The sequence below is a fragment of the Sphingobacterium sp. UBA2480 genome, from assembly GCF_002341965.1.
Classification (GTDB): Bacteria; Bacteroidota; Bacteroidia; order Sphingobacteriales; family Sphingobacteriaceae; genus Sphingobacterium; species Sphingobacterium multivorum.
Map to the genome: position 1 here is coordinate 934,668 of NZ_DDPA01000007.1, position 18,496 is coordinate 953,163.

Here is an 18,496-nt window from a genome sequence, read left to right on the forward strand (position 1 = left end):
TTGTTATTTAGCTACATATTTATCATTCTTATGAATAATTTACTCAGCGTTGCACTATTATTTGGATTATCAATTTCGACAACTTATGCGCAAGATAAGCAATGGCAGATGGAGTTGGTGTTTAAAGGTGAAGTTTCACCTGAAAAATTTGAAAATGAAGTTCCGGAATTTGCAAAAGAGTTTTATGAGCCATTTTTGAAAGGAAAAATGGCTTATCGGAATGTGGAAATTTTAACAGATGCCGATTATTCTTCCACTGTCGTGAATCAAAAAGCACATGCTATTTTAAATCGAAAATTAGCAAAAACATATTCGTATTCGGTCGGCGATGATATTGTTACTGCCGAAGCATACAATCCAGCCTATAAGATTGTCAGTGCGAAGTTAGGGGAGTCGGAAGGTCCCTATGTGCAGCTGCAAGATATGGGCGAGATCGAATCGATAGCGGGAATTACCTGTAAGAAAGCAAAGTTATTTATAAAAAACAATGCCGATTCTGCAGTAGCAACGGTATGGTATTCGGAAGCGGTGCCTACTTATTATTTGACGGCATTTTCATTTATCAATGATTTGCCTGGAGGTGTGCTCAAATTGTCTTTGGGTGAGAACAATGATCTTGGTTTTGAAACAACGAAAGTCACCAATGTATCTTCTGCGGCAGATTTCGAGCTTCCCAAAAATGCAAAGGTGATTGATATCTCGGGGGGAGGTAATACGAGTGAGGGGGAAGATGTGAGTTTATTTGAAGATACTTTCCCATTGGATAAGTCACTTAAATGGACCATGGTCAAGGATAAAGATACCAATGATGAATATTATGGTATAAAAAACATGGCGGGAGAAGATGTGCTGCCTTGCTCTCTTTTCTCTTTAGCGTATTTTAATGAGCAGACTGCTATTGTTTCAGATAAGGATAATTATTTTTGGTTGTTGGATAAGAAGGGGGGGAAGGTAAATAAGGAAGGGTTTGACTGGCTTACGCCAGCAAATCAAAAACTTGCTATTTTTCAGAAGGATGGTAATTTTGGATTGGTTACACAGGAAGGGAAAGTTCTGCTTGACAAGAAGGAAAATATCAGTAAATTTTTAGACAATTATTTGATGTTCTCTGAAAATGGTAAAGTTGGATTGTTGGATGAAAATGGAAAGATTTTATTAAAGGCGACCTTATTATTTCTAGATGCTGATAATGCTGGAAATGTGCTGGTCCGGGAGAAGGAAGGTGAAGAAACGAAGACGCTAGACCTGGACACTTTTTTAAAAACCTATGTGAAGTGATTTAAATGACATGCATTAATATAGATTGATAAAAAAAGGCTTTCGATACTGTCGAAAGCCTTTTTTGTGTCTATTTAATTGTGCATTTCACTATTAAGGAATGTTTAAAAACTTATGTGTTTGTAGTGAAATATCCCATTTAGGGTTTTCTTTTACGTAATCAATAATAGAAGGCGTCATTTCTTTAGATTTCGACCATTCAGGTTGAAGGTATAATCTACAGTTTGGCCCTACAAGTTGTGCATATTCTTCCCCCCATGCAAAATCGCTTTTATTGAAAACGATAACTTTAAGTTCACCAGCAGCTTCTAACACATCTTTGCGTGGTGCTTTGAATTTTTTTGGAGATAAACATATCCAGTCCCATTCACCACTCAGAGGATATGCACCAGAGGTTTCAATAAACGTTTTAATCCCTGCCTCATGAAGCCCTTTTGTTAGGTAATCCAAATTATAAATAAGCGGTTCGCCACCCGTAATGACAACTGTTTTTGCCGGATATTTCTTTGCATTTTCGATAATCGAATCTGCGGCTGTAAGGGGGTGGATAGATGCATCCCAGCTTTCCTTTACATCGCACCAATGGCAGCCAACATCGCAACCACCCAATCGTATGAAATAAGCAGCAGTCCCGGTATGGTAGCCTTCTCCCTGAATCGTGTAAAATTCTTCCATTAGGGGTAATAGTGTTCCGTCTTCTGGTACTTGATTTGACATAGTTAAAATTTCAGTCTGCAAAGGTAGCAAATATTAATGAGATGCTCAATTTGTCCTGTTGCTTTTAAGCAGCTGCCCTGTCATTTTTTTATATATAGTAGCTGGTATAATCTGCTTTTATCCCTTTGTTTTTAGGTTCATGTTTAAACAAAGCACATAGTTTACTGCTACCATGCTATCAGCCTATACTATGTTTTCTATTAAAAGTGAAACAACACTCTTTTTGTAGGGGTATAACAGGGGGTTAATAGGGATTTACCCCTGCTAACCCCCTGCAATTACCCTGTTAATATATAACCTGATTTTCATTAATTGTTGGGATGTACCTCGGTACCATAGAGCGATATTGTTGGTCAATAAGATCAGATTATCAATCCGTTTTAAACTGCAACGATGAGGGGGGGAGTGTGTAAAGCCAATGAAGTCGGCGTATTTGAACAGTGGAGAGGTGGGGAGCCTGTAAATGCCCTGTATAATGCGTTGAATAGCGCAAAAAACCTGTTATTTTATCAGAATTTTTACTAAATTTGTGTCACAATTTATTTATTGAAAACGTAAGTGTAATAACATAATTGTACATGTTGTTTTATGTTTTCTATTTTTTAACAATTTAAAGATCATAGTTGTAAATGATTAAAATTACACTACCGGATGGTTCCGTAAGAGAGTATCAAAAAGGAATCACTGCTGCAGAGATTGCGTTATCCATCTCAGAGGGGCTTGCAAGAAACGTTCTTGCTGCCGAAGTAAATGGCGAAGTGTGGGATTCTGCCCGTGCTATTGAAAATGATGCTACTGTTAAGTTATTAACCTGGAATGATACCAAAGGTAAATCCACTTTTTGGCATTCTTCAGCCCACTTACTGGCTGAGGCTTTGGAGGCATTGTATCCAGGGATTAAATTTGGTATTGGTCCCGCGATTGAAACCGGATTTTACTACGATGTTGATTTTGGTGATCGTGAATTCTCGTCTGATGACTTTAAAGCCATCGAAGACAAGATGCTGGAGCTGGCTAAACGGAAAGAAACATTTGAACGTAAAGCTGTTTCGAAATCGGATGCATTGGCTTACTTTACTGAAAAAGGAGATGAGTATAAGCTAGATTTAATCAAAGACTTGGAAGATGGAAAGATTACTTTCTACACGCAAGGGGAATTTACAGATTTATGTCGTGGCCCTCATATTCCAAATACTGGGTTTATCAAAGCGATTAAATTGACTAATGTTGCCGGTGCTTACTGGAGGGGTGATGAGTCTCGCAAACAGTTGACACGTATTTATGGTGTTACGTTCCCTAAGGCATCGGAGCTTACAGAGTATTTGAAATTTATAGAAGAGGCGAAAAAACGCGATCACCGTAAACTTGGGAAAGAGTTGGAACTTTTTGCTTTTTCTGAAAAAGTTGGTGCAGGTTTGCCACTTTGGTTGCCTAAAGGAGCTGCATTACGTCAAAAGCTGATAGACTTTTTGCAGAAAGCACAGTTAAACTCTGGGTATGAGCCTGTTGTTACGCCGCATATCGGGCATAAGCAGTTATATGTGACTTCTGGACACTATGAGAAATATGGCGCGGATTCATTTCAACCAATAAAGACTCCTATCGAAGGAGAAGAGTTTTTGTTAAAACCAATGAACTGTCCGCATCATTGTGAAATTTATAAAGTAAAACCACGCTCGTATAAGGACTTACCGGTTCGCTTTGCTGAGTTTGGTACTGTATATCGTTACGAGCAATCTGGTGAGCTTCACGGTTTGACAAGGGTTCGTGGGTTTACGCAAGATGATGCACATTTGTTTTGCCGTCCTGATCAGGTTAAAGATGAATTCAAAAAGGTAATAGACTTGGTTCTTTATGTATTTGGAGCGTTAGGCTTTAATGATTATACAGCACAAGTGTCATTACGTGATCCTGAAAACCGTACAAAATATATTGGTACTGACGAAAATTGGGCTTTGGCTGAGTCTGCGATTATTGAGGCTGCTGAAGAGAAAGGTTTACCGACAGTCGTGGAATATGGAGAGGCGGCTTTCTATGGTCCTAAGTTAGACTTTATGGTGAAGGATGCTTTAGGACGGAAGTGGCAATTGGGTACAATACAGGTCGATTATAATTTACCTGAGCGTTTTGAATTGGAATATACTGGAAGTGATAATATGAAACATCGTCCAGTAATGATTCACCGTGCACCTTTTGGATCTTTGGAGCGTTTTGTAGCTGTACTGATCGAACATTGTGCGGGACAATTCCCGTTATGGCTTGCACCTGAGCAATTTATCGTCTTGCCAGTGTCAGAAAAATACGAAGAATATGCGCAAAATGTTTTGAATTCGCTAAATAATTCCGATATTCGCGGACTGATAGACTTACGTGACGAGAAAGTGGGCAGAAAAATCAGAGACGCCGAAGTGAAAAAGCTTCCTTATATGTTGATTGTAGGGGAAAAAGAGGTGGAAAATGGCACAGTTTCTGTACGTAAACATGGCTCAGTGGAATTGGGAACAATGACTGCTGAGGCATTTAGAGATATATTAATTAAGGAAATAACCGTTTAATTTTTAAACATTTGGCATTAAAAAGACCCGGTGGTCCAAGACCACCAATGAGAAAGAAAGAACCAGATCACCGCATTAATGAGTTAATCAAGGTACCGGAGGTGCGCTTGGTAGGAGATAATGTGGAACAAGGAGTTTACCCTACGCGCAAAGCGTTAGAGTTGGCTGATGAGTTGGAACTTGATTTAGTGGAGATTTCGCCAAATGCTGTACCGCCGGTTTGTAAGATTATCGACTACAGTAAGTTTGTTTACGAACAGAAGAAGAAACAAAAGGAAATCAAAGCTAATGCAAAACAGACTGTTATTAAAGAAATCCGTTTCGGACCTAACTCTGGTGAGCATGATTTTGAGTTCAAATTGAAACATGCTATTAAGTTTCTAGAAAGTGGAGAGAAAGTTCGTGCTTATGTACACTTCAAAGGTCGTGCTATTGTACACAAGGATCAAGGTGAGATCTTGTTGTTACGCTTTGCTCAGGCTTTAGAGGATTACGGTAAGGTAGAGCTTTTACCGAAATTAGAAGGTAAACGCATGTTTTTGACAGTAGCTCCAAAGGCTCCTAAAAAATAATAAGAATTCTAACAGATTGATATAAAATTTATAAGTATTATGCCAAAAGTTAAAACCAATTCCAGCGCAAAGAAACGTTTCAAATTGACTGGAACAGGTAAAATTGCAAGAAAAAACGCTTTCAAAAGCCACATCTTGACAAAAAAGAGCACAAAACGTAAACGTAACTTAACACAAACAAGTTATGTATCTGATGGCGATATGGGCAACGTAAAACGTATGCTTGCTATCGGTAAATAAGTTTTATTCGATTTTATTAATAATAATTTTTTAACCGGGTACAAGGTTGTAAGTTCATTGAAATACATGACACCTTCTACCAAACTAATTTTAAAAATATGCCACGTTCGGTTAACGCAGTAGCTTCTAGAAGAAGACGCAAAAAAATCCTAGGCCTTGCAAAAGGTTACTTTGGATCACGTAGCAAAGTTTATACTATTGCTAAAAATACAGTAGAAAAAGGTTTACAATACGCTTACCGCGATCGTAAAACCAAAAAACGCGAGTTTAGAGCTTTATGGATTCAACGTATCAACGCTGGAGCTCGTCAACACGGAATTTCTTATTCCCAATTGATCGGTAAATTAAACGCTAAGAATATTGGTTTGAACCGTAAGGTTTTAGCTGACTTAGCTTTAAATAACCCAGAAGCTTTCAAAGCAGTTGTAGACGCAGTAAAATAGAGTTTTTAATCCGCTGTCAATTTGTTAGAGATATTAAAGGAGCCTGTTAGGCTCCTTTTTTTGTTGTAACGGATGCTGTATCTTTTTTGGGACGTTATGTTTCAAGTAAACCCAATACATGCTGTATTTCATTTTATTTCTTATTCCACAATTATACTTTTGAGGCATTGACGTAGTATATTACAGCTCATATCCCTTTTAAATCTGAAATTAGGTTTGATTTTTGTTGAACTGTAGAAAATAGAGCATTATGAAACTAAGAACAATTACATTTGGATTTTCGCTTCTTTTAATCGGAAGCTTGGTTATAGCGGCCAAAGAACCATTTTCCAAGGCTCTAACGAACGATGTGGTTAATCAACAGGGAAAAGTTATCTCGATTGAAGGGGTAAACAATAACCGTACAATAGAGGCCAAAGGAGGAGAGATCGTACAAATAGAAGGAGCTGACAATAAAGTTGTGATTCGTGGCAATGTGAGCAAATTGATTATTGAGGGGAAGGGGAATACAGTAACAGGCAATGACATCGCAACGGTAACGACAGAGGGAGCAGACAATATGGTCAATATTGGTTCAGTAGAGACCGTTCAGATTGAGGGAGTCAAAAACCATGTCCATTATAAGTCTACGAAGAACAAATCTGGTCAGGTAAAAGTGTCTACTGACGGCGCGGATAATATGGTGATGAAGATGAAATAATGTAAATCATATTTTCATAAAAAATGGTTTCGTATATTATTTACGAAACCATTTTTACGAGAGGTGGCAATTATGGTTTATCTGGATGATCCTCGGGATGACTGCTATTGGCTCTATCACCCTGGGATTGAAATTCCGCCTCAGCTTCGTTTTCTCTTTGTTTTGTAATTGAATAAGGCTTTAGAAAATCTTGATCAAAAGGATGAACTGTCGCAGCCTTCTGAATAATCTCATCGTTCTGATACGTCCGAATACAGGTGCCTTTTACACGTTCCGATTTATAGACGTAAGTTCCCCAAATACAGAAGAAAAAAATTGATTTTATAGTATCTTTATAATGTGTGAACAAGTCTTCTGTTTTATCAAAATAACTTTTGAACATAAGATGGGATACAATTCCATCAATAGTACAGAATACGGCCATAAATAGTGCAACCATAAAGAAGGTCTGAGCGAAAATATCGCGTTTCTTGACCAGCAAGATGCAGCTATAAATCAAACCCGCTAGTACCAATATATTACCGATTATTTCTAATAATAGTAAAGTTCTGTATAAAAAGGGGGAAACACCTTCCAGCTGATCTGCCGCCTGCCAAGTATTTAAATTAAAGAAGGACTGCTGGAAGAAAAATATACCGGATAGGGTCACTATATTTATAAATAGTACAATAAGCAGCACGATCATCCATCCGTCGATCTGATCGTGATAGATCTCGTCATAGGGTTTGATGATAAAAGCTCTGGTTTTATTATACTTTTTAACAATATACCAGATAATGGCTGGCACCAGAAGAACGAATAGGATTAGAATAAACCAATTAATTTCATTGACTGAAGAAGGGGTTCCTAAGCGAGGTATCCCATCTGTTACATATCCGTCATTGTCAAGATAAAAGCCATTATAAAAGATATCATCACGATCTGCAAAATCTGTATAATACTGTTTCAGGTCTTTTTGTTCAACAAAGGGTTCGTGGAAACTTAACGTGTATGCGAGCTTAATACTATCTTGATTTACTTCCAGTGTTTTACCGAAGACATACGCAGTCCGGTCAAAATAACTATTGTCCATGTAATTACCAAATTCCTTTTTGCCTTTGTTGACAATATACATTTCGTAGGTTAGATCTGTTGGAAAAGAAAGGCTTAGGGGAGCAATACGATCCTCCATAATCTCTGGAAGCTTTTCATTGATATTTGTTCCCAACAAAGGAATATATTTTTTTGTAGATCCGCTTTCCTTCTTTCCAATGTTCTTTATTTTATACTTTTCGATGACCTCCACAATATTGTTCTCCATATCATCTTTGTATTGTATATGACCAATTTTATTGATCTTGGGGTAGATCTTTGTATAATACTCTAAGTATTGCTTCTGTATGTCATTTTTGGCGCTACTTTGAAAATAACTGCGCATATCGTCCGCCTCATTTCCAACATAAGTTGTGTGGACATCCAGGGTAGCCTCAAATTTGCCTTCCAGTGTCGACGTTTCCTTGACTTTAATATTGCCGGTAACATGCTGCGGTACGTCTGTAAGCTTTCCACTACCCATGGTGGAGAGTACTTTCCCATAAGCTGGGAAATACCTGTTTTTGATATCTCCACCCTGCTGAGTTATGGTGGGGTCAATATATTGGGAACGTCCACCAATATTAACTTCAATAACCATATGGTTGAAAGCATAGGGCGAGGGGAGCTCTTCCTGCAGGCCTCTATTCTTATAGGTATTGGCTAATACGAGTCCTACATCAATATTCTTGTTTTTGAGCATTGTAGCCAGCAGCATTGATTTATCCTTGCAATCGCCGTAGCGCTGGGAAAATACTTTTTCTGGAACATTTGCCCGGTGCGAATATTCTCCCATCTCAATACCCATATAACGTATCTCATTTTGTACAAAGTCGCAGGCTTTTTTCAGGTATGTATAGGGCTGTCCATTGGACTCTTTCCAAAGTTGGTTGACGAAGGTTTGCAGTGTACTTGTCGTTGCTATTTGCGGGATGGGATTAATTTTACGGTTCCATTGATCAACTTCCTGCCAGGTATTAAATTCCGTGCATTGGATATATTTTAAAGGGTTGTACCATGACGGGCTATAATCTTCGTATTGAACCGTTTTGTCCGCCGTCAGCTCCCAGAAGAAATTTGTTGTATTTCCTGTTGACTGTTGCTGCACCTCAGGAGCGCCATTGAAACTCTTAAACTGAAGTTTGCGACCATTGGGTACAATATAGTTGAGATGGACCAGACCTGTAGGTTCATATCCCTGTAAGTAGTAGCTGTCGAAAAATTTCTGTTCAAATACTGGGTTTACACCTATTATTGAATAAGCAAATACAATCTTGTCGTCTTTACGTAAATCCTCCAAAACATAATGGGCCATTTGACTTCCGTTGTAGATAGATCTCGAAAGCTCTGTTTCGGAGGCAAGGAGCTTAAATTTTGCTTGCGGTAGTAGATTAATATCCTTGCCGTTGCGAATAACCTTTAGCTCATGTAGTTGAAGTTTTTGAAAATGCGGGTCAAAGGTTACCTGAATTTGCCCCAGATTTTCGATTCCAGTCTGATCAAATAGAACTTTTATATCCTTATAATATTTTGTTTGGGTAGCCAAGTTTATTTGATGTTCGATTAGCTCATAGTAATATCCATCACTAATATCATCCAAATTTGGCTTTATGGACTTTTTTGTAGTGGGCCGGAGCCAAGTTGGCGATGCCGTCTTTTGGATAGTTGTTTGGCTAAAAGACCAGGAAAATGCAGCTAGTACGAGTACAAAGGCAAATAGAAGATGGCTAAATCTTTTCATTAATTCATAATTTAGCCTAAGATAAGTAAAAATTGGAAGCAACGGTAGGCGAATTTAAGGAGTATTGGAAATTCGGCTTTAGTTGAGTCTAGGTTATCAGCAACTAAAAGGGTTGTCCGTATATACGAACAACCCTTTTAGTTGCTAATCCGGTAATTTTATAATTTACTTTCTCTTTTTTTCTTTTTCTTAACGACTTTAGGCATTTGAGCTTGCTTTGCTTCATATTGTCTCTCAATATATTGTATAATTTCTGAGGCAATATCTTTTTTTGTCGCTTTCTCGATGCCTTCCAAACCAGGAGATGAGTTTACTTCCAGTACTAAAGGGCCTCTGTCAGAAGGAATCATATCTACACCACAAACCGTAAGTCCTAGCTGTGCCGCAGCCGCAATTGCTGTTTCTCTTTCAGCTTTACTTAACCGGATAATCTGAGCGGTGCCACCCCGATGGATATTTGATCTAAACTCACCCTCTTTCGCCGTGCGTTTCATCGCTCCAACAACTTTGCCGTCAACCACGAATGCACGAATATCAGAGCCTTTAGACTCTTTGATGAACTCTTGGATCAGGATGTTATTGCCCAGGCCGTAGAACGCTTCTATAACAGAAGAGGCCGCTTTTTTGGTTTCGGCAAGTACAACACCGATACCTTGGGTTCCCTCGAGTAGTTTAATGACTAAAGGAGCTCCACCTACCATACTGATGAGATCGTCCACATCGGAGGCTGTGCGTGCAAATCCTGTAATCGGGAGTCCGATACCTGCCCCGGATAAAATCTGTAGGCATCTCAATTTGTCTCGGGAACGCGTAATGGCTTGACTGGGATTCGCGGAAATGACATCCATCACCTCAAATTGTCTAACGATAGCAGATCCATAGAATGTTACCGATGCTCCTATCCGGGGAATAATGGCATCAATATCACTGAGATCCTGTCCTTTATAATGAATACTGGGTTTACCTTGTTGAATGCCTACATAACATTTGCTGTGATCGATGACAACACATTCGTGTCCTCTTTGTTGTGCGGCTTCTACGAGACGACGAGTTGAGTATAAACTCTTTACTGTCGATAATACGGCAATTTTCACGATTTGTATATTGAATATATTTTGTGCTAAGATAACAAAATAGCTTGGCTAATTGTTTTATTTTACCAGGGTCTTCGTCGACAGATTTTCTTTGGAAACATCGACCAAAAATCTTTTGTTTAAGAAATTTTTACCCAACAGCATAGGATAGGTCATTTGTGATCTATTTCTAAAGGAGATCTTAATGCTAAATACCTGGTTATATAATGTTGCTGTTGTGCGGATATAGTAACGCTTTTCTTCTTGGCCAAAAGAACTTTTCACTAGTTTTGTCCTATAGAGTTTTAACTTCAGTGTTTTTGTTTCTTTTGTCCCAAAATTTGTTATAAGTTCACAGATAATCCAATCCTGACCATCTTCCTTAACGATCTCGTACGAATTGCAATGTAGTACCGATGAAGCAGCACCGGTATCGACTTTTGCTTCTATACCATATATTCCCAATTCAGGTAAATCAAGGGTCTCTTTCCAGCCCACAAGAAGTTTCTCTTTCATTTATACCAAATTGAAAAAATAGCCCTGTCGCCTGTATAAGCAGGGGACAGGGATGAAAATCTTTTATTCGTAGATAAATTCTCCGTAAGGAGAGGTTATAGTAACTTTTTTAGCAGTAGATTCTTCCACGCGACCTATGATTTGAGCCGGAATGCCAAACGACTCTGAAATAGCAATGATATCCGATGCAATTGATTCCGGTACATATAATTCCATACGATGTCCCATATTAAATACTTTGTACATTTCTTTCCAGTCTGTATTGGATTCTTTCTGTATTAATTCAAAAAGAGGTGGGATCGGGAAAAGATTATCTTTGATGACATGCACATTATCAACGAAGTGTAAAACCTTTGTTTGCGCTCCACCTGAGCAATGCACCATTCCGTCGATTTGTGAACGATACTTGTCCAGTATTTGTTTGATAACAGGCGCATAAGTACGCGTCGCCGAAAGAACAAGCTTACCCGCAGTTATTTTTTCTCCTGTTTCAACTTCGATTTCATTGGTGAGGTCCTGGCTTCCAGCGAAAACTAGTTCGTAAGGAACAGCTGGATCATACGCTTCAGGATATTTTTCAGCTACTTTTTTGTTAAATACATCATGACGTGCAGAAGTTAGTCCATTGGAACCCATTCCGCCATTGTACGTCTGTTCATAGGTTGCTTTTCCATTCGATGCCAATCCAACAATTACATTGCCACCTTTGATGCGATGATTTGAAATGACGTCTTCACGTTTCATACGACAGGTCACCGTACTATCAACAATGATGGTGCGAACAAGGTCGCCAACGTCGGCCGTTTCACCTCCTGTAGAATAGATGCCAATTCCCAAATCCCGAAGTTCAGATAGAATCTCTTCTGTGCCATTGATGATTTCTGCGATCACCTCTCCAGGAATAAGATTTTTATTTCTGCCAATCGTTGAGGATAAAAGAATGTTATCGATGGCTCCCACGCAAAGCAAGTCGTCAATATTCATGATAATTGCATCCTGTGCTATACCTTTCCACACTGAAATATCACCGGTTTCCTTCCAGTATACATAAGCCAATGAAGATTTGGTACCAGCACCATCCGCATGCATAATATTACACCAGTCTGGATCTCCACCCAAAATATCTGGAATTATTTTGCAAAATGCTTTGGGAAACAGACCCTTATCTATATTTTTTATCGCATTGTGCACATCCTCTTTCCCTGCGGATACGCCTCGTTGATTGTATTTTAAATCTGACATCTTAGGGCAAAAATAAGCAATAGGACTGAATTAAAGAACCTAATTCGTGTAATTTAATCACTTATTATTATGCGCCAATGTTGAATTAGATTTTCGAGATTACTTTTCGCATTGGCCGGACTTGTGCTGGGTAAGCATCTGTACATAATGTCTTCTCGTTTGTTGAAATGCTTTAAATACAAACTGTACGCTTTTTGTCCGTTAAAAATAATTTGTGTGATTGTGGGAAAGGTTTGCAGCAGCTCGTCAATCGGATTCGGAACTTCATTTTGTATGGCGAGATCCATACTGCCGGGACGAGAGGCTTCTGCACAAACATCCCAAAGACCAATGTTGTTTTTGAGTAATAAATCTATCTTCTCCGTATAATTTGTTTGTTCCGGTGCATTGAACAAATTGGTGATTACTTTCCAAAAGCGATTTTGTGGATGTGCATAATATTCATTTTCTGCCAGAGATTTATCTCCGGGCAACGAGCCAAGGATGAGTATTTCTGTCGTCGAATTGACTAAGGGTAGAAAGGATTTTTTGCGCATGATCAAAAATAGCAATTTTAAATTTTCCATTGAAATATGAAAATTATTGTAGTATATTTATGATATTAAAATGATATCAAATATATATTAACAATTATGGAAAAACTAATTAAACCAATGTCAGGCTATTTAGCTTTATTGATAGCTGTTGTCTCGTTTGTGGCAGCTATATTTTCATTTGCGAGCGTAGAAGAAAGTTCGCTGTATGTTGTATTGGGAGTGGTATTAATGATTGCTACTTTTTTTATTTTAAAGGGATTGATGATTATTAATCCAAATCATTCACGTGTGCTGAATTTCTTCGGAAAATATGTAGGTACCGTTAAGGAAAATGGATTGTTTTTTGTCAATCCGTTGTATTCAACGATTAAAGTAAGTCTTCGTTCGGATAACTTACAGGGACAGACACTGAAAGTAAATGACAAGATGGGAAACCCAATTGAGATTGGGGCAGTGATCGTGTGGCAAGTGGGTGACACGTATAAAGCTGCTTATGATGTCAGTAACTACACATCTTATGTACGCACGCAGAGTGAAGCAGCAGTAAGACATTTGGCCGGAAGCTTTCCTTACGATAACTTGGAAGATGAAGGAGCGGAGATCACCTTGCGTGAAGGTGGGGATACCGTAAATCATATTCTTGAACAAGAATTGTCGGATCGTTTGGCGCCAGCTGGCGTTATTATTAAGGAAGCAAGAATCAGCCATTTGGCCTACGCGTCAGAAATCGCTGGTGCGATGCTTCAAAGACAGCAAGCCGCTGCAATTGTCGCTGCGCGCTCAAAGATTGTAGATGGAGCTGTAGGTATGGTTGAAATGGCACTAAAAAAGCTGTCCGAAAAAGATATTGTAGAGCTGGATAACGAGAAAAAAGCAGCAATGGTCAGCAATTTAATGGTGGTACTCTGTGGAGAGAAAGCAGCGACACCAATTGTAAATACAGGTACGTTGTACCAATAAACGAAATGAAATGGCGGATAAGAAAAACTTTATGCTACGCTTAGACGACCAAATGTACAAAGCATTGGAAAAATGGGCTGCAGATGAGTTTAGAAGTGTTAATGGGCAGATAGAATATCTTTTACATAAGGCACTGCAAGAAAATAAAAGATTGGGTGCAGAAAAAAAGACTGCTGATAAGAAATAGCCTATAGTAAGGAACGAAAACTGTACCTTTGGCCTCGCAATTAATAAAGCCAAAGGTACTTTTTATTTAATGTTTTAACGATAGAAGATGAAGATTAATCCAGCGTACAAATTATTGGTCGTAAGTACAAGCACGATCCATGGGAGTGAGTTTTTAGCTTATATTAAGCACGATTTTGTCGAATTTATTCAGTCAGACGAATTGCTGTTTGTCCCTTTTGCGAGACCTTCAGGAATTTCCTTTGATGCTTATACCGCTAAGGTACAAGATGCCCTGAAAGATGAGGGCGTGACGGTTAGGGGGCTCCATGAGTTTGACAATATGAAGAAGGCTATTCAGGATGCTAAAGCTATTTTTATTGGTGGAGGAAATACATTTTTACTCTTAAAAACGCTGTATGATCTGGATTTGGTTCCGCAACTGCGCGTACAAGTAGCAAAGGGGATTCCATATGTGGGCACATCCGCGGGGTCCAATTTGACCGGATTAACAATTGGAACCACGAATGATATGCCTATTGTTTATCCGCCTAGTTTTAACGCACTTGGTTTCTTACCTTTTAATATCAATCCACATTATTTGGATCCAGATCCAAATTCTACACATAAAGGAGAGACGAGGGAAACGCGAATTCAGGAATTTCATCAATTGAACAGCCAACCTGTTATAGGCTTGCGCGAAGGTAGCTGGCTGCACGTAAATGACGGGAACATTCTGTTGCAAGGTGATTTAAAAGCACGGTTGTTTAAGGCGGGGCTTGAACCTGTAGAGCTAGCACCTGGATTAATTAATTTTTAAGCTATTGTAAAGTTAATGGGCAAGGAACGTCAAATGGACCGTTCAGCGCAGTGGTAGACGATTTTATGAAAAGCTGGCCCTAATTCCCATTGGAAAAAATAGTTTTTCAGATTGTTGAAAATAATACAAAATAAGCTACTTTTGCGCTAAATCCATTAAAATTTTCTTCCAATGGAACAAAATTCAGCATTACACCCGGCCGATATCGCGGAAGAAATATCGCGTTTAAGTAAAGGGGAGCAACATCAAGAGTTTATGGACTATCCTTTGGAGGATAGATTGGAGATCTTTTCTTTTTTTGAAATGGATGTTCAATATACGTTGATCAAATCCATGACGGAGCATGAGCTGTCCGAATTGCTGAATAATTTGAAGCCGGATACCCGGAATGAATTATTGTCGGAATTGCCGGATGATCTGATTAAATATCTGATCAATCTATTGAATGAGCGCGAGAAGCAAATGGCTTTGGAGCTGATCGGATATAAAGAGGATAGTATCGCCCGACTTATGACACCAATGTATGTGCAAGTTCGTCCTTATTATACTGTTGATGATGTCTTTCGGCATATTAAAGTTTTTGGAAGGAAAGCTGAAACGCTCAATTTTATTTATGTAGTTGATGAGAAAAACGTATTGATCGATGACTTGAAAATTGGTCAATTACTACTATCGGATTCTTCTACTAAGATTTCCGACTTAATTGACTACAATTTTGCCGCGATTAAAGCCTCTACACCCATGGAAGAGGCCTTCGAGATTTTTCAAAAATATGACCGCAGTGCTTTGCCTATCGTTACAGAAGCAGGGGTGTTGGTTGGAATTGTGACATTTGATGATGTGTTGGACCGAATTGAAGATCGCGATACAGAAGATATCCAGCGATTTGGAGGGATGGAAGAATTGGATCTGGCTTATACCAAAACCCCCTTGTTGCAATTGATTCAAAAAAGAGCTGGCTGGTTAATCATCCTGTTTTTTAGCGAAATGCTTACCGCCTCAGCAATGGGCTTTTTTGAAGGGGAATTAGAAAAAGCGGTTGTGCTTGCTTTATTTGTTCCTTTAATTATATCCAGTGGAGGTAATTCGGGGTCACAGGCGGCATCTTTAATTATTCGTGCCATGGCGTTAGGTGAGTTAAAGCTTAAAGATTGGTGGTACGTGATGAAGCGCGAAGTTTCTTCTGGTTTGATCCTAGGTGGGATTTTAGGTTCGATCGGATTTCTACGGATATTGGCCTGGCATTTTCTTGGTCTGTATGACTATGGCCCTTATTGGATTTCAATTGGCTTTACGGTTGCGGTTTCCTTATTGTTTATTGTTTTATGGGGAACTTTGTCGGGATCGTTTATTCCATTTATCCTACGTCGGTTTGGATTGGATCCAGCGACAGCATCAGCGCCGTTTGTAGCAACGCTGGTGGATGTTTCCGGATTGATTATCTATTTTACTGTTGCAGCATTCTTTCTGCACGGAAAACTGCTGTAGTTCAGATGTCATCTATCCATTCTTGTAGTCTGCACTCTTCTTTTTAGCATGTTTTTTTGTCCGATCTTGTGTTTATTTGAAGTAGTCCATAATGGAATACAAGGAGATAGACAAAGAAGCTGAAAGCGCATTGTCTTGTTTATAAATTGAGCCTGCGGTATAATTTTTCCTTTAAACCGCCTTTTTGCGCAATATAAATTCCTTTTTTTCCGGAAAATAAAAAAGCGACTATACACGCTATTGTTATAAATAAAATAGGTTGAATCCCAAATAATTCATAACCCATTACAATACAGGCGAGCGGGGTGTTTGTAGCGCCTGAAAATACGGCTACAAAGCCCATGGCAGCCAGCAGGCTGACGGGAAGTGGAATAATGGTGCTTAATGCACTACCTAAGGTTGCTCCGATAAAAAATAAGGGGGTGACTTCTCCGCCTTTAAACCCGGCCGAAAGGGTGAAAGTCGTTAAAAGCAATTTGATGATAAAGTCATAATAATTCGACTGATCGACAAATGCGTTCTGAATCATGGGGATACCAAGTCCAATATAGTTACTGCTATGGAATAACGTAATGATAAGTACCAAAATAATACCGCCAATCACTGGTCTAAGCAGAGGATATTTAATTCGTTTGAATTGAAGGCTAAAGAAATCGCTGGCAGATGTAAAAAGCCATGCTGTAATACCGAATAGAATACCTGCGGCGAGGCTAAATCCAATATTGGTCAAGGACAGCATTGGAATAACATCATGAATTGGATAATGGCTGTGTGGAATATTCCATAATTGACAGCTGAAGTTCGCAAAATAGGCGGTAAATAAACAGGGTAGGATGCCGAAATATCTTTTTTTGCCAATCAGTAGGACTTCCAGGCCGAATATCGTTCCGGCGAGCGGGGTGCCAAACACAGCGGCAAATCCTGCAGTGATGCCGATCGAAATTAAGATGCGACGTTCAGTTTTATCGAAGTCAAACCAGCGATTAAGCTGATCGGAAACTGCTCCACCTATCTGTACAGCAGTTCCTTCACGGCCTGCCGAACCCCCAAACAGATGTGTAAGTAAAGTTCCGAATAAGACAAGCGGCGCCATGATAAGCGGAATACGGCGTTGAGGATGAAGGTATTCTTCAATCAGCAGGTTATTTCCTTTGCTTGATGGATCGCCCCAATACTTATAGGACAATGCTATGGCAAATCCTGCTAGGGGAAGTCCATAAATTATCCAAGGATGAGCCTCGCGGTACTGCGTTACCCAATTGAGGGAAAAGAGAAAAAACGCACAAACAGATCCGACAATGAAACCTATCGCACTACAGGAGATAAGCCATTTAAGAAAAAAATGAAGATTGCTTTGATTTGAATGTGTTATAGCCATAAGTCTACACTTTATATAAAATTGTTGTTTTATACTAAAATAGTAGACGTCATCAGCTTATTAGGGCGGTTCAGGGCAGACATCATTGCCATATTTATTTCAAATCTACAAAAAACGAAAGATAATAGCAACCCAGCCTGCGATCATAAGCAATCCGCCGAGCGGGGTAATTGGGCCAAGAAACTTTAGATTCTTTTTCCAGTATTCAGCAAACGATAGAAAATATATACTTACAGAGAATAAAATAGTTCCCAGTGTGATCAGATAAAATGCCACTCGTTCAGACTGAAGCTCAAACCGAAAATTGAATCCTAGAATCAATTGGGTTAGTGCAGCATACATTTGATATCGCACGCCGACCTCAAAGGATTCCAGTTTTTCAGCGGATAGGATTTTTTTGAATGCATGGGCTCCAAATGCACCTAGGATAATAGCGAGGCCGCCAAATAGAGCGGCTGTGATGATGACAACGTTTTGCATGCCTAAATTTACTAAATTGTGGGTTTAATCATATCAATATGAAGGATTCCATAATCAGGGTAGGGCTCGGAGATTTGTTTAAACCCTAATTTTTCATAAAAGGATTTTAAATGAAATTGTGCACCTATCTGTATCTCGCCTTCACCAAATTCTTTATAGAGAGATTCGATGGAATGAATCATTAATTGTTGACTCAAACCGGTTCCGCGAGCTTGCTCAGCGACAATGACCCGACCGATGGAAGCCTGCGGATAGGAGAGACCAGGGGGAACTAATCTCGTGTATGCAATGATATCATCATTGTGTTCTGCCCAAAGATGGAGACAAGCAAAATCCTTATCGTCCAATTCAGGATATAAGCATTCCTGTTCCAAAACAAAAACTTCCATTCGAAGCTTTAAGATACGATACAGTTCTTTATTGTTGAGTTCGTCAAACTTCTTGAGGTTCCACTGAAAATCCATCATTAAAATAAAAAAAAGAGTCAAATTAAATCGATATATCAGGGAAGACATACCCGA

Annotated in this window: 19 protein-coding genes and 1 riboswitch; of the genes, 10 read left to right on the plus strand and 9 right to left on the minus strand. The window is 39.1% G+C overall.

Annotation, left to right across the window (positions count from 1 at the left end; translation table 11 throughout):
- Positions 1-30 precede the first annotated feature (30 nt).
- Positions 31-1,278, plus strand: coding sequence for a hypothetical protein (locus B3600_RS17110; protein WP_070567673.1), 1,248 nt, complete (start codon positions 31-33; stop codon positions 1,276-1,278).
- A 93-nt stretch (positions 1,279-1,371) separates the two neighbouring features.
- Here the strand turns inward: B3600_RS17110 and B3600_RS17115 are convergent, their stop codons facing one another.
- Positions 1,372-1,995, minus strand: coding sequence for a 7-carboxy-7-deazaguanine synthase QueE (locus tag B3600_RS17115; protein ID WP_046674459.1), 624 nt, complete (start codon positions 1,993-1,995; stop codon positions 1,372-1,374).
- Between the two features lie 629 nt (positions 1,996-2,624).
- Here B3600_RS17115 and thrS point away from each other — a divergent pair.
- From thrS to B3600_RS17140, 5 genes are all read left to right on the plus strand, one after another.
- A complete protein-coding gene (gene thrS, locus B3600_RS17120; RefSeq protein ID WP_070565657.1) occupies positions 2,625-4,550 on the plus strand; it encodes a threonine--tRNA ligase in 1,926 nt (641 codons plus the stop codon).
- An 11-nt stretch (positions 4,551-4,561) separates the two neighbouring features.
- Complete coding sequence (gene infC, locus B3600_RS17125) at positions 4,562-5,122, plus strand: translation initiation factor IF-3 (protein WP_083295912.1); 561 nt, start codon at positions 4,562-4,564, stop codon at positions 5,120-5,122.
- 39 nt (positions 5,123-5,161) lie between these two features.
- Positions 5,162-5,362, plus strand: coding sequence for a 50S ribosomal protein L35 (gene rpmI, locus B3600_RS17130; protein WP_002993964.1), 201 nt, complete (start codon positions 5,162-5,164; stop codon positions 5,360-5,362).
- A gap of 98 nt (positions 5,363-5,460) precedes the next feature.
- On the plus strand, positions 5,461-5,805 hold the full coding sequence (gene rplT, locus B3600_RS17135; protein WP_046674462.1) for a 50S ribosomal protein L20: 345 nt from the start codon (positions 5,461-5,463) through the stop codon (positions 5,803-5,805).
- A gap of 250 nt (positions 5,806-6,055) precedes the next feature.
- Positions 6,056-6,505 (plus strand): DUF3060 domain-containing protein, encoded by a 450-nt coding sequence (locus B3600_RS17140; protein WP_286753772.1) that lies wholly within the window; start codon positions 6,056-6,058, stop codon positions 6,503-6,505.
- Positions 6,506-6,575: 70 nt separating this feature from the next.
- Here B3600_RS17140 and B3600_RS17145 read toward each other — a convergent pair whose 3' ends face one another.
- The 5 genes from B3600_RS17145 to B3600_RS17165 form a co-directional block, all read right to left on the minus strand.
- Positions 6,576-9,317, minus strand: coding sequence for a DUF3857 domain-containing protein (locus B3600_RS17145; RefSeq protein WP_286753773.1), 2,742 nt, complete (start codon positions 9,315-9,317; stop codon positions 6,576-6,578).
- Between the two features lie 158 nt (positions 9,318-9,475).
- Positions 9,476-10,411 (minus strand): 30S ribosomal protein S6--L-glutamate ligase, encoded by a 936-nt coding sequence (gene rimK, locus B3600_RS17150; RefSeq protein ID WP_070565651.1) that lies wholly within the window; start codon positions 10,409-10,411, stop codon positions 9,476-9,478.
- A 57-nt stretch (positions 10,412-10,468) separates the two neighbouring features.
- Complete coding sequence (locus B3600_RS17155; protein ID WP_070565649.1) at positions 10,469-10,906, minus strand: ATP-dependent zinc protease; 438 nt, start codon at positions 10,904-10,906, stop codon at positions 10,469-10,471.
- Positions 10,907-10,969: 63 nt separating this feature from the next.
- On the minus strand, positions 10,970-12,148 hold the full coding sequence (locus tag B3600_RS17160) for an AIR synthase related protein (RefSeq protein ID WP_115050721.1): 1,179 nt from the start codon (positions 12,146-12,148) through the stop codon (positions 10,970-10,972).
- A 53-nt stretch (positions 12,149-12,201) separates the two neighbouring features.
- Positions 12,202-12,714 carry a DNA-deoxyinosine glycosylase gene (locus tag B3600_RS17165; protein ID WP_286753774.1) on the minus strand — a complete coding sequence of 171 codons (513 nt, stop codon included), beginning with the start codon at positions 12,712-12,714 and terminating at the stop codon, positions 12,202-12,204.
- 66 nt (positions 12,715-12,780) lie between these two features.
- Between B3600_RS17165 and B3600_RS17170 the strand changes: the two genes are divergently transcribed.
- The 4 genes from B3600_RS17170 to mgtE all read left to right on the plus strand — a co-directional run bounded on the left by B3600_RS17170 (position 12,781) and on the right by mgtE (position 16,117).
- Entirely contained in the window at positions 12,781-13,644 is an 864-nt protein-coding gene (locus B3600_RS17170; protein ID WP_286753775.1) for an SPFH domain-containing protein, read from the plus strand.
- Positions 13,645-13,654: 10 nt separating this feature from the next.
- Entirely contained in the window at positions 13,655-13,831 is a 177-nt protein-coding gene (locus B3600_RS17175) for a ribbon-helix-helix domain-containing protein (RefSeq protein WP_153848792.1), read from the plus strand.
- Between the two features lie 87 nt (positions 13,832-13,918).
- The gene (pepE, locus tag B3600_RS17180; RefSeq protein WP_286753776.1) at positions 13,919-14,629 is read left to right on the plus strand and encodes a dipeptidase PepE; all 711 of its coding nucleotides are present in this window, start codon (positions 13,919-13,921) and stop codon (positions 14,627-14,629) included.
- A gap of 171 nt (positions 14,630-14,800) precedes the next feature.
- Positions 14,801-16,117, plus strand: coding sequence for a magnesium transporter (gene mgtE, locus B3600_RS17185; protein ID WP_070565637.1), 1,317 nt, complete (start codon positions 14,801-14,803; stop codon positions 16,115-16,117).
- Positions 16,118-16,256: 139 nt separating this feature from the next.
- Here the strand turns inward: mgtE and B3600_RS17190 are convergent, their stop codons facing one another.
- From B3600_RS17190 to B3600_RS17200, 3 genes are all read right to left on the minus strand, one after another.
- A complete protein-coding gene (locus tag B3600_RS17190) occupies positions 16,257-17,495 on the minus strand; it encodes a voltage-gated chloride channel family protein (protein ID WP_286753777.1) in 1,239 nt (412 codons plus the stop codon).
- A 36-nt stretch (positions 17,496-17,531) separates the two neighbouring features.
- Positions 17,532-17,594, minus strand: a riboswitch (Fluoride riboswitch).
- A 6-nt stretch (positions 17,595-17,600) separates the two neighbouring features.
- The gene (locus B3600_RS17195) at positions 17,601-17,975 is read right to left on the minus strand and encodes a DUF423 domain-containing protein (RefSeq protein WP_286753778.1); all 375 of its coding nucleotides are present in this window, start codon (positions 17,973-17,975) and stop codon (positions 17,601-17,603) included.
- Between the two features lie 11 nt (positions 17,976-17,986).
- On the minus strand, positions 17,987-18,442 hold the full coding sequence (locus B3600_RS17200; RefSeq protein WP_070565631.1) for a GNAT family N-acetyltransferase: 456 nt from the start codon (positions 18,440-18,442) through the stop codon (positions 17,987-17,989).
- Positions 18,443-18,496: the final 54 nt, after the last annotated feature.

What these genes read in the sequence shown, in the direction of transcription:
- B3600_RS17110 (WP_070567673.1), top strand. Translation starts at nt 31, where the DNA reads ATGAATAATTTACTCAGCGTTGCACTATTATTTGGATTATCAATTTCG.
- B3600_RS17115 (WP_046674459.1), bottom strand. Translation starts at nt 1,995, where the DNA reads ATGTCAAATCAAGTACCAGAAGACGGAACACTATTACCCCTAATGGAA.
- thrS (WP_070565657.1), top strand. Translation starts at nt 2,625, where the DNA reads ATGATTAAAATTACACTACCGGATGGTTCCGTAAGAGAGTATCAAAAA.
- rpmI (WP_002993964.1), top strand. Translation starts at nt 5,162, where the DNA reads ATGCCAAAAGTTAAAACCAATTCCAGCGCAAAGAAACGTTTCAAATTG.
- rplT (WP_046674462.1), top strand. Translation starts at nt 5,461, where the DNA reads ATGCCACGTTCGGTTAACGCAGTAGCTTCTAGAAGAAGACGCAAAAAA.
- B3600_RS17140 (WP_286753772.1), top strand. Translation starts at nt 6,056, where the DNA reads ATGAAACTAAGAACAATTACATTTGGATTTTCGCTTCTTTTAATCGGA.
- B3600_RS17145 (WP_286753773.1), bottom strand. Translation starts at nt 9,317, where the DNA reads ATGAAAAGATTTAGCCATCTTCTATTTGCCTTTGTACTCGTACTAGCT.
- B3600_RS17155 (WP_070565649.1), bottom strand. Translation starts at nt 10,906, where the DNA reads ATGAAAGAGAAACTTCTTGTGGGCTGGAAAGAGACCCTTGATTTACCT.
- B3600_RS17160 (WP_115050721.1), bottom strand. Translation starts at nt 12,148, where the DNA reads ATGTCAGATTTAAAATACAATCAACGAGGCGTATCCGCAGGGAAAGAG.
- B3600_RS17165 (WP_286753774.1), bottom strand. Translation starts at nt 12,714, where the DNA reads ATGGAAAATTTAAAATTGCTATTTTTGATCATGCGCAAAAAATCCTTT.
- B3600_RS17170 (WP_286753775.1), top strand. Translation starts at nt 12,781, where the DNA reads ATGGAAAAACTAATTAAACCAATGTCAGGCTATTTAGCTTTATTGATA.
- B3600_RS17175 (WP_153848792.1), top strand. Translation starts at nt 13,655, where the DNA reads ATGGCGGATAAGAAAAACTTTATGCTACGCTTAGACGACCAAATGTAC.
- pepE (WP_286753776.1), top strand. Translation starts at nt 13,919, where the DNA reads ATGAAGATTAATCCAGCGTACAAATTATTGGTCGTAAGTACAAGCACG.
- mgtE (WP_070565637.1), top strand. Translation starts at nt 14,801, where the DNA reads ATGGAACAAAATTCAGCATTACACCCGGCCGATATCGCGGAAGAAATA.
- B3600_RS17190 (WP_286753777.1), bottom strand. Translation starts at nt 17,495, where the DNA reads ATGGCTATAACACATTCAAATCAAAGCAATCTTCATTTTTTTCTTAAA.
- B3600_RS17195 (WP_286753778.1), bottom strand. Translation starts at nt 17,975, where the DNA reads ATGCAAAACGTTGTCATCATCACAGCCGCTCTATTTGGCGGCCTCGCT.
- B3600_RS17200 (WP_070565631.1), bottom strand. Translation starts at nt 18,442, where the DNA reads ATGATGGATTTTCAGTGGAACCTCAAGAAGTTTGACGAACTCAACAAT.